At 44.5% G+C, this 13850-nt stretch carries 9 protein-coding genes; 4 read left to right on the top strand and 5 right to left on the bottom strand.

Features of this window, described 5'->3' with window-relative positions; all coding sequences use genetic code 11:
- Positions 1 to 91: 91 nt before the first annotated feature.
- A complete protein-coding gene (locus tag GVY04_09880) occupies positions 92 to 820 on the top strand; it encodes a YgcG family protein (protein NBD16427.1) in 729 nt (242 codons plus the stop codon).
- Here the strand turns inward: GVY04_09880 and GVY04_09875 are convergent.
- Complete coding sequence (locus GVY04_09875) at positions 817 to 1215, bottom strand: DUF4346 domain-containing protein (protein NBD16426.1); 399 nt, start codon at positions 1213 to 1215, stop codon at positions 817 to 819. The two genes, GVY04_09880 and GVY04_09875, sit on opposite strands and share 4 nt — an antisense overlap.
- A 37-nt stretch (positions 1216 to 1252) precedes the next feature.
- On the opposite strand from GVY04_09875, the gene GVY04_09870 reads away from it, so the two are divergent.
- Positions 1253 to 2695: a RecQ family ATP-dependent DNA helicase gene (locus GVY04_09870; GenBank protein NBD16425.1), complete on the top strand. Its 1443-nt coding sequence runs from the start codon at positions 1253 to 1255 to the stop codon at positions 2693 to 2695.
- A 34-nt stretch (positions 2696 to 2729) separates the two neighbouring features.
- Here GVY04_09870 and GVY04_09865 read toward each other — a convergent pair whose 3' ends face one another.
- Together GVY04_09865 and GVY04_09860 are read right to left on the bottom strand one after the other, a co-directional pair.
- Positions 2730 to 3914: a DUF4336 domain-containing protein gene (locus tag GVY04_09865; protein NBD16424.1), complete on the bottom strand. Its 1185-nt coding sequence runs from the start codon at positions 3912 to 3914 to the stop codon at positions 2730 to 2732.
- A complete protein-coding gene (locus GVY04_09860; GenBank protein NBD16423.1) occupies positions 3915 to 5921 on the bottom strand; it encodes an AarF/ABC1/UbiB kinase family protein in 2007 nt (668 codons plus the stop codon).
- Positions 5922 to 6255: 334 nt separating this feature from the next.
- Between GVY04_09860 and GVY04_09855 the strand changes: the two genes are divergently transcribed.
- Positions 6256 to 8034 carry an aspartate kinase gene (locus tag GVY04_09855; GenBank protein ID NBD16422.1) on the top strand — a complete coding sequence of 593 codons (1779 nt, stop codon included), beginning with the start codon at positions 6256 to 6258 and terminating at the stop codon, positions 8032 to 8034.
- Here GVY04_09855 and GVY04_09850 read toward each other — a convergent pair.
- Positions 8020 to 8505 (bottom strand): GNAT family N-acetyltransferase, encoded by a 486-nt coding sequence (locus tag GVY04_09850; GenBank protein NBD16421.1) that lies wholly within the window; start codon positions 8503 to 8505, stop codon positions 8020 to 8022. The genes GVY04_09855 and GVY04_09850 overlap by 15 nt on opposite strands.
- Before the next feature lie 77 nt (positions 8506 to 8582).
- On the bottom strand, positions 8583 to 10823 hold the full coding sequence (locus tag GVY04_09845; GenBank protein ID NBD16420.1) for a tetratricopeptide repeat protein: 2241 nt from the start codon (positions 10821 to 10823) through the stop codon (positions 8583 to 8585).
- A 737-nt stretch (positions 10824 to 11560) separates the two neighbouring features.
- On the opposite strand from GVY04_09845, the gene GVY04_09840 reads away from it, so the two are divergent.
- Positions 11561 to 13639, top strand: a complete 2079-nt coding sequence (locus tag GVY04_09840; GenBank protein NBD16419.1) for an iron uptake porin — start codon at positions 11561 to 11563, stop codon at positions 13637 to 13639.
- Positions 13640 to 13850: the final 211 nt, after the last annotated feature.

Raw genomic sequence — 13850 nt, 5'->3', positions numbered from 1 at the left:
TATGAATTCCCTGTAAAAGTCGTCAATTCCGTCCTGCTTTCATATTAAGATGTAACATAAATTGCCATTATTGCAAGAAAAAATTAAAGTTATGTCACACCTTCTGCAACAAACTGCAACAAAACTCAAACGTTATAAAAAGCGATTATTGCTAGTGCTAATTCCTTGTTTTCTGGTTTTAATCACTGCACTTCCCGTTCATGCAGCGACAAGCCCCAGTGATATTCCTAATATTAGTCAAGATGGGTCAACTGGGATTGTGGATCAGGCGGAAGTTGTTAGTCGAACCAATGAAGGGAAACTGAACAAGCTGCTACAAGAGATTGCAGATAAAACCGGGGCTGATGTCAAGTTAGTGGTGATTCGCCGTTTAAATTATGGGGAAACTGTTGATAGTTTTGCCGATGAATTATTTAGTCAGTGGTATCCCACGCCAGAAGAAAAGCAAAATAAAGTGTTGCTGGTATTCGATACGATCACTAATAATACCACCATTCGCGTTGGTGAAGCCCTAAAAGATCGCCTTTCTCAAGAAATTGCCACAAGTGTAGTAGAAGATACAATTGGCGTTCCCATTCGAGAAGATAATAAGTATAATCAGGCTTTTTTGAATGCGAGCAGTCGCCTCGGTACTGTTCTCGCGGGTGAACCGGATCCCGGTCCACCCGAAGTCCAAGACGACATTCGTGTGGAAGGAACCTTCACGAAAGCAGAAGATACTGATACCCAAAGTTCAACGGTTTGGGTCGTTGGTTTACTCATTGTTGCCACCATTATTCCTATGGCAACCTATTTTGCTTACGTCTTACTGACGAATTAATCTTGAATATATTCACTGCCCTGTATCAGTGCAATCTCTGCGCGCACAAATTCCCGTCCCAAGTAAGCGGCATGATTAAATTGTGTGACTGGACAGGGCTCGGTTTCTTCAAACAATTTGACGCATAGTTCCTTGGCAGTGCGACCCGTATAAATATGGCTTGCCACCAAGTCACTATTATTACATTTTGCAGAGAGCCGTTCCCCCGTTACTGGATGTAGGGCAAATCCTTCCTCATCAACGAGGTTTCTGTAGTGTTTCGCACAAATTAAGCCGGCTTCGCGATCAAGGTAAATAATAAAGTATCCACCTGGATCTAGGTTGATATGACGTTTGGAAAGTTCGTTATCAATTGCGCTTAGGTTAGTCGTAAGATGAGTCTGAGTCATAGACATTTTTGATTGTATTCCTCTTTACTTAGTTTAACGGTTGATGGATTGGCAGCAAATACGCGATCAGCTGCAAGCAATTTGGGGATATTCTGATTTTCGTCCCCCCCAGGGGGAAATTGTCGATTGTTTGCGACGAGGAAAAGATGCCTTGGTGGTGCTACCCACAGGAGGGGGAAAGTCGATTTGCTTTCAACTGCCAGCGTTATTACAAACGGGATTAACCTTGGTGGTGTCACCGTTAGTGGCGTTGATGGAAAATCAAGTGCAGGAATTAAAAGAACGCCAGCTACCTGCCGCCTCGTTACACAGTGAAATCCCGCGTCTGGAACGTCAACGCATTCTCAAACAGTTGGAAAAGCAGCAGTTACGATTATTGTATCTTTCCCCAGAAACTTTATTTAGTCCACCGGTTTGGGAACGACTGATCACACCACAGTTAGTCATTAATGGTTTGATCTTGGATGAAGCCCATTGTTTAGTCCAGTGGGGAGAGACCTTTCGCCCCGCTTATCGTCGGTTAGGCGTAGCGCGATCGAGCTTATTACAGACAAAACCAGCCGGGAGTCGCATTGCAATGGCTGCGTTTACGGCAACTGCTGATCCGATCGCGCAGCAGACCCTTGAAACTTGTTTACAACTGCAAGATCCGATTTATTTCCAACAAAGTCCTTATCGACAGAACTTACGCTTGCAAGTGAAGCGAGTGTGTACCCCAGCGCAACGAAAAAAGAAGCTGTTGCAATTTATTTTATCTCGAAAAAAACAATCAGGTTTGATTTATGCGCGATCGCGCTCAACCACCGAAACCTTGAGTCAGTGGTTAAATTCTCTCGGCTATCGCAGTGCAGCGTACCATGCGGGATTAAGTGCATCCGAACGTCGGACCATCGAACAAGAGTGGTTAGAAGGAACGCTACAGTTTGTCATTGCGACCTGTGCCTTCGGTATGGGGATTAACAAACCCAATTTAAGGTGGGTCATCCACTATCAACCGCCCTTATTACTCTCAGAATATCTGCAAGAAATTGGACGGGGCGGAAGAGATGGGAACATTGCCACTGCATTAACTTTAGTCAGTGAACCTACCGGCTTACTCTATCCAGAAGACAAGCAACGGGAACGCTACTTTGTACAGAAACTGCGTCAGCAATACCAGAAAGCCAGAGAACTGACCCAACAGATTCCCCGAGAAGGCAATATCAAAATCATAGAACAAATGTCTCCCAACGGCTTAATTGCCCTTTCCTTGCTCCACAGTTTAGATCAATTAGAATGGCTTGATCCCTTTCACTATCGGCTGTTACCCCAACAAACAAGCCGATCCGATCCGCCAAAACTGTTAAAGCAACCCCAACAGATGCAACAGTATCTTGCTACCCGTTATTGTCGCTGGCAATTTTTACTCACTGCCTTTGGGTTTACCGAACAAGCCAAAGGGTTTCGCTGTGGTCGCTGCGATCGCTGCGTGCAAAAATCAATATAATCGATCCTCATAAAGCATTCATTGGGTCATTTATTTATATTTTCTCTCGAGGAGGTGGCACCAATTTTCCCTTGCGTAGGGTTACTTCAATACTATCCAAGGGCGCTAAGTCTTCTTCCGGAAGCGGATAGCGGGTTTGGTTAATGGGTAATTCTTCTTTTTCTAGAAAACTAAAAGCTTGACGAAACTCACGAGGAGAGACCTCTAAGGGGGCTTGAAAATGACAAGGAATCAGTCGTTCAAAATGCCAACTTACGAGTAAGTTTGCCCATTTAATCGTTTCTTGAGGCGCACGATTCAGAATTAGTTTTTGTAAGATGGGAGCAACTAACAGTCGTCCCTGACCCTGTAGTTTTTCAAATGAGGCTTGCCAGTGCGGTTGCCATCGAAACGGATAAAATCCAAAATAGGCTTTTTTTGACCGATCAGGCGCTTGTTTGGCTTCTTGCCACACGTCCCCCGATTCTAAAACTTCTAAGGCATCAGGCTGAAAATAATTAGCAAACAGACAAATGCGTTGCCAGCCTTTTTGGCGCATTGCTGCGGTATCTTGCATCGGCTCTAAGCCATTATCTCTGGCATGGAATAATAAAGGATAAGGATCGAGCTGAACACTCTCAGGAGGGCTTTGGGGAATCGAAATGACACTATCGGTCACAAGGGCCGTGCGAGAGGTTTTGTGGAATAAAGCCACTTCTCCAAATGAGCCTAACCCTAACTTGATCGGACCAAGAATCGCATAATCAAACTCTTCGCCAAAGGGATGATCCTTATAGGAAGCGGAGAGAAGATGCGTCCGTTTCGGAGGAAACCCTAACCAACTTAAGGGGAGGTTCACCGGGAAACTCCACTGTTGGGGGGCAATATAAACCTGAGCGTTGGGGAACTGACGGGCAAAAGGACCCACAAAAACTTTATGCTCTAGTCCAGAAATCGTGGGAAGAACGATAAATTTTACCGCACCATGTTCAGCTTCGAGTTCTCTGACCAAGCGAACACACTCTGGCGTGGGCGCAACGGGCGCATAAACCAATAACCCACCGGCTTCTAAGCGAACCACTGTCATCCGAATCGGAACGACAACATAGAAAATGCCCTGCACTTGCTCAAAGGTCCAGATTGTATTTTTGAGGACTTCTCGGCGCAGGGTACGCCGTTTGCCATAAGGGTAGATCGGGAGAAGAGGCCAATAGCGCCAGAGCCAGTCACGTTGCTTCATTTATCTCTTTGCTGCCGACGGGAGAGAGTGTTTTCCATTATGACCAGGCTGAGTGTGAGCAGGGTGTTCATGTAAAGCAATATTACGGATAAAGCGCGCGATCGCCTTTTCAGTCAGTTTACCAATAACTTTTTGCCCCATTTGGTGGGTTTCTGGCTTGGATAACACTTTCGGAACTAACGGCACAATGCGCATGGGGTCAAACCCTGGGGTATCGCTTAAAATTTCTAAGATGTTTTGGATGTGTTGTAAGTTCTCATTATTTTGTCCCAACTGAGGAGGGGTTTCATTGACAGCTAACCCTACCTGTTCCCGGATGGAAGCGGAAAAGTTGTAGAAACTGCGTTGTCCGTAAACATCAATCGCTTTCACTAATTCATCCACAAGCCGTTCCCGAATGAAAGCACCGCGTTCGGAGAAAAGGAAATCGAGGGCTTGGTCTAAAACTTTTTCAAAGTTGTAGTCTTCGGAATTGCGTGCGTTACGAAGCAAATTTTCCAGACGATTCCAACGGAAACTGCCCTCTCGAAAGAGCAAGTCACGGAGAGATTGTCTTAACTCGGGTGCCGGGTCAATCAGAAGCCGTTTGGCAACGTAGGGATAGGCTTTACTCAGGACTTTAAAGCTAGGGTCAATGCCGATCGCGATTCCTTCTAAGGTCACTAAAGAACGGATAATCAGGGCGTAATAGGCTGGCACTTGGAAGGGAAATTCATACATCACTTCCGACATCTGGTCCGTAATGCTTTTGAAGTTTAACTCGGCAACACTTGCCCCTAAGGCATTTTCAAAAACACTCGCGAGCGCCGGAATGATGGGACGTAAATCGGTATCCTCAGAGAGGAATTCCAGTTGCACATAGTCATGGGCAAGCGCTTCAAAATCGCGGTTAACCAGATGGACAACCGCTTGAATTAATCCGTAGCGCTGATAAGGCTTAATTTCGCTCATCATGCCAAAATCGAGATAGGCTAAGCGCCCGTCAGGCATGGCCAGTAAGTTTCCGGGGTGAGGATCAGCGTGGAAAAAGCCATATTCTAAAAGCTGACGCAGAGAACATTCCACACCAATTTCCACCAGGCGCGTGGCTTCAATGCCAGCTTCTTGAATCGCTTGGACATTGGTTAGTTTCATCCCGGAGATCCATTCCATGGTCAGGACACGGCGTCCGGTATAATCCCAATAGATTTTGGGGATATAGATATCTTGAATATAGCTATAGAGTTCCTTAAACCGTTCTGCGTTATACCCTTCATAGGCATAATTCATTTCCTCAAAAATCCGGTTGGCGAATTCGTCCATGATTGCCACCAGATCGCTTCGGATACGTTTCACATGATTGGTTGCGAAGAATGATACTTTCCGCAGAATGTAAAGATCAATGGTGATGCGACGAAGTAAGTCGGGACGTTGGACTTTAATGGCAACTTCTTCCCCTGTTTTCAGTTTGCCTTTGTAGACCTGTCCCAGAGAGGCTGCGGCAACGGGATGATCGGAAATTTCAGCGTAAATTTGGTGCGGATCGCTCCCTAGCTCATCTTCAATGAAGTGATACGCGATCGCGTTATCAAAAGGAGGTAGCTGATCTTGTAGTTGCGCCAGTTCTTCCAAGTAGATTGGGGGAACTAAGTCGGGGCGGGTCGAGAGGGCTTGTCCAATTTTAATGTAGGTGGGACCGAGTTCGGTCAGAATTTCTCGCAGCTCGATCGCGCGTTTTTCTTCATTTTGCCTGATGCGCCCGGTCAGTTTATCAAACAGTAAGCGAACGCCAAATGCTGTTCCTGGAAAGATGAGGGCAATTAAGCGACGCACCACTGCCAACGGACGATTCTGGTAGTAATTATTAATTCTTTCTGGATCGTAACGCCAGTCGGTATCGGTTAAAGCCGGATGTAGCGGTTGGGTAGATGACTCCACTGTGATCGTTTCGTCAGTGGTATGATGAGAATTCCTTTGATCCTGATATTGCTGGGATGAATTAGAAGCAGAAACAGTTTGTTGAGTCATAAATTTTAGACCGACCGACGTGACGTTGTTAAGTATTGTAACAAGATTTGGTAACAGAGAAAGAGCGCGATCGCTCTTTCCAAAGAAAGATTCTGTTGAATCGTTTTAATTTACTCTTAGTTTGGCGTGAAAGCGATTGCCATCGAAAGTGTCTATGGGTATATTCTTGATAGCTGATTTGCTGAGTTCTTTGATTGAAATGAATGGGACAGAAGCGGTTCCACTTCATCACTCAGCATAAAGTTTACAACAGTGAGTGGCAGTCTAAAATTGAGATTGCTATCTTGATAAAAACTCTTGACATGAGAGCGGTAAAAGGGGGAATTTCTCGGTTATGACCTTGGTTGTGCAAAAGTTTGGCGGGACATCGGTAGGTTCAGTAGAGCGGATTCAAAAAGTAGCGCAACGGGTTTATGAAACAGCGCAGCAAGGAAAACAAGTCGTTGTCGTGGTTTCAGCGATGGGCAAAACCACCGATGAACTCGTCAGTCTCGCGCAACAAGTTTCCACTCATCCTAGCCGCCGCGAAATGGATATGTTGCTTTCAACTGGAGAGCAGGTTTCGATCGCGCTTCTGAGTATGGCACTGCAAGAGTTAGGACAACCGGCTTTATCGTTAACAGGGGCACAAGTGGGAATTGTAACGGAAACCTCCCACAGTCGCGCCCGCATTTTAGAAATTAAGCCGCATCGGGTCCAACGACATTTAGACAAAGGAGAAGTGGTGGTGGTTGCCGGCTTTCAAGGGATTAGCAGTAGTGAAGATTTAGAAATTACCACCCTCGGTCGAGGCGGTTCCGATACGTCTGCTGTTGCCCTAGCTGCCTCTCTGCAAGCGGATTATTGTGAAATTTATACTGATGTCCCTGGGATTTTAACCACTGACCCTCGGGTCGTTCCAGAAGCCACTCTCATGTCAGAAATTACCTGCGATGAAATGCTGGAATTAGCCAGTTTAGGGGCAAAGGTGTTGCATCCGCGGGCAGTGGAAATTGCCCGTAACTATGGGCTAACGTTAGTGGTTCGTTCCAGTTGGAGTGATGAACCGGGCACCAAAGTCCTTTCTCCCCTTGCCCAACCTCGTTCTTTATCCGGACTCGAAATTGGTAAAGCTGTGGATAGCGTCCAACTCGACACCTCACAAGGACAAGTGGCGCTATTAAGAGTTCCTGATTCACCGGGGATTGCTGGGAAATTATTTGGTGAAATTGCCAGCCAAGATGTGGATGTGGATTTAATTATTCAGTCGATTCATGAAGGGAATACGAATGATATTGCCTTTACAGTACAGCGGGATGTGGTCAAGACTGCAGAAGCCGTTGCCAGCGCGATCGCGCCTTCTCTGCGCTCTTCTAATCAAACCAATGAAGCAGAAGTGATGACCAAGCCCAAAATTGCCACAGTTGCCATCACCGGTGCGGGAATGATTGGTCGTCCGGGGATTGCTGCCCAAATGTTTAACACGCTTGCAGAGGCAAATGTTAATATTCGGATGATTTCTACCTCGGAAGTGAAAGTGGGCTGTGTAATTGAGGAAGCAGAGGGTGATCGGGCAGTGAATGCCCTTTGTGATGCCTTTGGTCTCAATAGTTCTCCCGTTTCTCCCCATGCCCAAAAAAATGACCATCCGCCGGTGCGAGGGGTGGCGTTAGATATGAATCAAGCGCAAGTTGCCATTCGTCATGTTCCTGACTATCCAGGGCGGGCAGCGAAAATCTTTGGTCGCTTAGCCGAAGAACACATCAGTGTGGATATGATTATTCAGTCGCAGCGATCGCGCCTTGTTAACGAGATTCCCAGTCGCGACATTGCCTTTACCGTGTCACGCGCCGATGTGGAACTAACCGAAAAAACTTTAGACGAGTTACTTCCTGAAATTGGGGCACAGGATATCCTTATAGACAAGGAGATTGCCAAAGTTAGTTTAGTTGGTGCAGGAATGGTCGGTAATCCTGGGGTTGCTGCCAAAATGTTTTCCGCGTTAGCCCAAGAAAAAATTAATATTCAAATGATTACCACTTCTGAAATTAAGATCAGTTGTGTTGTCGCTCAAGCCCAAGGCGAAACCGCACTGCGAGTGATTCATAAAGTCTTTCATTTAGGCAAGCAATAATTTGCGATAAACGCGATCGCAGCGAGCGGTTTCTACCCCTTCTGCAGCCTGGTAGCCAGATTTTTCATAAAGTTGGATCGCTTCAGTGAGGACACTAGCCGTTTCCAGCCAAATTTCTTGATAATTCCGTTGCGCGATCGCGCGTTCTAATTCTTGTAATAAAAAACGTCCTAACCCTTTCCCCCTCACTTCGGGTAACAGATACATTTTCCGAATTTCTACGGCATTTTTCCCGCGAAAAATCGGATAATACCCGGCTGTTCCCACCAGCTTTCCATCCCGTTCCACCACCCAAAATTCACCGCCGGTTTCTTGGTAGAACTGTTCGACTTTTACCACATCTTGATCCGCGTCGGTTTCATCCCAAGGGAGTCCATATTCGGCTAAAACTTGGGCAATGAGAGTGGAAACGGGTGCGCGATCGCGAGTTTCCCAAGAACGAATCAGAAAATCATTATACATTGGGGACATGAACTTCTTTTCTTCTCCCGATTCAGGGAAGAGGTTGATGATTTACGTCCTAAACCATAAAAAAGACCAGAGTCGAGCTAGCGCAAGCGTTCTAACCCTTGAGTAGCAGGTCGGAACCTGGGATTAAGTTCTAAGGCTTTTTCATATGCTGTGATTGCTTCTTGCCGCCGTCCCATTTGTTCTAAAACTGACCCTTGATTAACCCACACCAAAGGATCATTAGGTTCAATTTTTGCAGCTTGATTAACGGCTGCTAACGCTTCTTGGTAACGTTCCAGTTCCGTGAGAACAATCCCGCGACCCACCCAAGATTTATGATCGTTGGGCTGAATTTCTAGGGCTTCGTCAAAGGCAGCGATCGCTTTTTGGGGTCGAGCTAAGTTACTCAGCGCAAATCCCTTATCCCGCCAAGCATGATAAAAACTGGGGTTAATATCAAGGGCTTCGTCAAAAGATTGAATCGCTGCTTCGAGATCATTCATCCCCTCAGCGAGCAAAGAGCCTCGGTTATGCCAAACCAAATAAGTTTTGGGATTAATATCAAGGGCTTGATCATAAGCATTGAGTGCCTGTTCATACTCTCCCCGGAAAAAATGAGTAATTCCCTTACCTTGCCAAGCGGAATGAAAATTTGGCTTAACCTCTATTGCCTTTTCATAGGAATTCAGTGCTTCTTGATAGCGATTTAATTTCCTTAACACTTCCCCTCGGTCCACCCAAGCTACTGGATCATTCGGCTTAACTCTAAGAAAATCATCATATGCTGTCAGTGCTTCTTCATAAACCTCTTCCACTGCTCGAGGGCGTTGCAGATATTCAAGCGCCAAAGCTTTATTGAGCCAGATTTTTGGCTCTTGTGGCTTTAGCCGCTGAGCTTGATTAAAAGCGGTGAGGGCTTCTTCATAGCGCTGCAACCCAATTAAAGCAATTCCTTTGCCGCTCCAGGCACTAGCATTATTGGGGTCAATCTCTAACGCTTTTTCCTGCATCGATAAGGATTGATCATAGGCCTTTTGCTCATAGAGCGCCCAGCCTTTTTTAGAAAGAATTTTGCTATTGTTGGATTCAAATTGAAGCGCTCTATCATAGGCGATAATGGCTGCTTCATTGCGTTCTAAACGACGCAGGGCATCTCCTCTTCCTTGCCAAGCCTTTAAGTTATCAGCATCCAGTTCGATAACTTCTTGAAAGTTATCGAGAGCCTCTTGCGGTTGGTTTAACCGTAGCAGTTCATTGGCTTGATGGATGCGATATAGCGGACGAATTGTGGGACGAATCAACTCAATAATCCCAAGTCCAATCGCGAATACCGTTAGTGTGAGGAGAGCTAAACGCAGGTTAGCGAAGCGCCGCCACCTTTGTCCTGGCAAGCGTCTAGATGGTGATTTTTGAGACGATTCAACACTGCTTGAAGTGCTTTCGCTGGGTCCTACACTGACAAATGTAGAATCTGGGACACTTTGGTGAGTTTCTGTCTTACTCACTTTATTGGCTTTGGCAAGAAAACTTCCTAGATCGGTGAGGATTTCATCTGCACTATGGTAGCGTTTTCTCCAGTCAGGACACGTCATTTTATCCAAAATAGCAGCTAATGGTTCGCTAATGGATGCATACTGACGCCATCTGATGTGACCCGTAGCTGGATCAAAATCTCTTGAGAACTCACTTGGTGACAGTCCTGTTGCAGCTTGGATCGCAGTCATTCCCAAGGCATAAATATCACTGCTAAATGTTGGGTATCCTCGCAATTGTTCATTTGGGGTATAACCTTCTGTACTGATGCCAATTGTATGATGGGAGTTTTCCTGAACCGTTGATTCAGGGTTATTGAGTTGTTTGACAGCTCCAAAGTCAATTAAAACTAATTTCTTATCTTGTTTACGCCTGATGATATTAGAAGGTTTGATATCGCGATGGATAACATTTTGTGAATGAATAAATTGGAGGATTGACAGTATTTCTTGCAGAAAACTAATAACATCAGTTTCATCCCACTGCCTACTATCCTGTAATTCTTGATTTAAAGAGTTACCTTCGACATACTCTTCGACCAAATAGAATTCTTGGTCTTGTTCAAAATATGCTAAAAGTAGGGGAATTTGCTTGTGCTTGCCCAAGTTTTGTAAACATCTTGCTTCTCGATCAAATAACTTCCTGGCAGTTGATAGCATCTCGACTGACAAAGGCTTGAGTTTTTTAACAACACATTTTGGAAATTCAGGCAACTGCTCATCTAGGGCTAGAAAAGTTTGACCGAATCCCCCTTCACCTAAGTATTCAAGAATTTTATATCGTCCAGCTAATTTTGTTTCCAACATTGCACTTTAGTATGTTTACTATTGAATTGTGGCAGTTGTCCCTTTACATTGATTGCGATCAGGATTCGTCTCTAAATTCAGTTCACTTCAACTCATATAGTCATATAGGCTAAGTACGATTGGAATGTAACTTTATAGGTTGACTTAAATCTTCGCATTTATAGCTAGGCACTTAGGTACCTAAATAAAATACTGACATACGATTTGTTTTTACGGGGCAACCTCCTCAAAAATTAAGGAAAGCTAAAACCGTTGGTCTAAAAAGGGTTTATGAGCTTCCAGGGTAGCAGTCTTAGATAATAACTATTTTAGTGAACGAGAGCTATATCATTAATGTTACCGTTATAATATTCGCTGTTGATTGCCTTAAAAAGTAATTAATTTTGCAGTCTTCATCAAAGTTTAGCGCGCAACTTTGTTAACTAATCTTAATAATTATTCATTAAAATTAATTGATCAACCTAGTGATAATCAACAATAATAAGTAAATTCCTGGAGAATTAGGTAGAGTTGATCTCGATTAATAGAGTTGATGCTAGATCAATTCTTTGATTTTTATAAATCCCAAAATAGTACTCTGCGTACACTGCCACACTGATTTTGATCGGTGATTATTTTTAGAATCTATTGACATCTTGACATCACAATCATTTCAGAGGTTTCCTAACTGCCGCGATTTTCTGGGTCAAGTACTAGTTGTAGTTTTTGATTCATAGTGTTTAGTGTGAGGATTGACCATGAAAACTCAATATGTTTTTCTTTTCGGAGTCGGATTTTTGGCCTTAACCACGACAACAGTGCAGGCCAAACCTTTGAAGGAATTGGAGTCTTTATATACATATGAACAACTAGTCGGAAGCATAGAACCCCTGCCACAGGAGTTAGGCTCTCCAGACCAAGATCAACAATCCCTAGCAAATGCTCACCGCTCTCTAGATGAGATAAACCCTCCGCTTCAGTCACTAGAGCCCATTCCGTCTTCTAACCCGTTCATGTCTCAAGTCACTGGTGTCTCTGAGTTGCGAGATGTCGAACCCAATGATTGGGCTTACGAAGCGCTAAGAAGCTTGGTGGAACGATATGGCTGTCTGGAAGGTTATCCCGATGGCAGCTTCCGCGGCGATCGCGCGTTGACTCGTTATGAATTTGCGGCGGGTTTGAACGCTTGTATTGAGCAAATTGAATTAATTATTAGTAGCGGTACAGAGACAGTGGCGGAAGAAGACTTAGCCAAACTACAACGTCTTTCCCAGGACTTTGCAACGGAACTGGCTGCCTTAGAAGCGCGAGTGGATAACTTAGAAGATCGTCTGACTTTCTTAGAAGACAATCAGTTTTCCACCACAACTAAATTGAGTGGAGAGGTCATCTTTGGCTTTGCCGATGCCTTTGGAGGAAATCCTCCTGGCGGATGTGAACTATTAAATTTAACCCTAAATTCTGAGACTACTGAGATAGTTAATTGTGGCATTCGAGAAGGCGATTCTTTTATATCTACTGCAGATGACCCAGAGACCAATCCGGTTTTCGGCTATTTAGCACGCTTAGGATTACAGGCTTCTTTTACAGGACAAGACCGCCTGCGACTGCTTTTAGCAACTGGCAATTTTGACAATGGTGGTTTTACGAATGCCGAGTCATTAAATACTTATATGGCTCGGTTTGGGTATCAAGCTGATCTAGATAATGAAATCTTTTTGGATCTTCTAGAATATCGCTTTCCCGCTTTCGATGATCAAGTTGCGTTTTACGCTGCTCCTTTTGGCTTTGCTTTAAGTAATGTGTTGACTTCTAATTCTCCTTTCTTTGATATTGGACGAGGTTCCGTTTCTCGATTTGGACAACTCAATCCGATTTTTAGAATTGGCGGACCCATGGATGCAGGAGTGGGTTTTGATTGGCTAATTGCCGACCCATTGCGCCTTCAAGTCGCTTATGGAACCAGAGATAGTGCTGATCCAGAAGGAGGAGGGTTCACTGGAGCCGATCATAGTGCTCTAGGTGTGCAGCTGTTGCTGCAGCCTACAAATGATATTGTTACGGGATTAACCTACGTTAATGCTTACTCTAGTGATGGAGTCTTGGGCACTTTCACGGGTAGCGTTAATGCAGAAACGGCTGGATTATGGTCTGATGGCAGACTTCCAAACGACCAGTCAAACGCTTTCCCCGGTCCTGGAATCGATCTAGGAAATTTCCCAGCTCAAATTAATGCTGTGGGTGGAACTTTCCAATGGCTTGCAGCCGAAAATTTGACGGTTGGTGCGTCAGCAGCATATACGTTTACCAACTTTCTTAACGAAATTCCCGAATTTGGAGATCCTGATGCCGACAACCCAGCTCTTGGCGCAGTCGCTGGCGAGAAACCCTTTGGTAATACATTGACTTATCAAATTTCCCTAGGTTTTTCCGATCCGTTTGGTCGCGAAGGAGATTTGTTTGGTTTTATCTTTGGGATGCCGCCTAAACTAGTTGAGGCTGGACCGACAACGGCAGGACAGTCTGTACCTTTCTTCGAGCAAGTTATTAGTCAAGAAGAACGAGTCAGAGTGACTGATAACGATCCTCGAGCTTTTCTTAGACGGGATGTAGAAAATGGCGATCCAGATAACGATTTTCTTCGACCTGAAGGAACTGCAGAACAATTTGGCAGAGAAGATGAAGCGACTTCGCTTCACTTTGAGTTCTTCTACCGCTTTCGAGTGAACGACAATATTGACATTACACCAGGTTTCTTTTTTGTCACGAATCCTGGGCATATTGCCGATAATGACACCATCTATGTCGGCACAATTCGCACGACTTTCAGGTTTTAGATCTTAAGCAGTTATACGTAAGTAGGCTAAAAAATTAAACGCTTACGCATTGTGTGCTTTGATACCATTTTAAGTTTAATTGCTGAAATCTTTACTGTAAAGAAATTTTCTACTACAATCCAACTAGGTATGTTATCAAAAACAATTTACTTTTTCAAGAATAACTTAACTCAATTTTGGGTTCGATTTCTGAAAGATTCAAATTACCTGC

The sequence above is a fragment of the Cyanobacteria bacterium GSL.Bin1 genome (genome assembly GCA_009909085.1).
Lineage (GTDB): Bacteria > Cyanobacteriota > Cyanobacteriia > Cyanobacteriales > Rubidibacteraceae > Halothece.
This window is presented reverse-complemented; position numbering and strand designations above follow the sequence as displayed.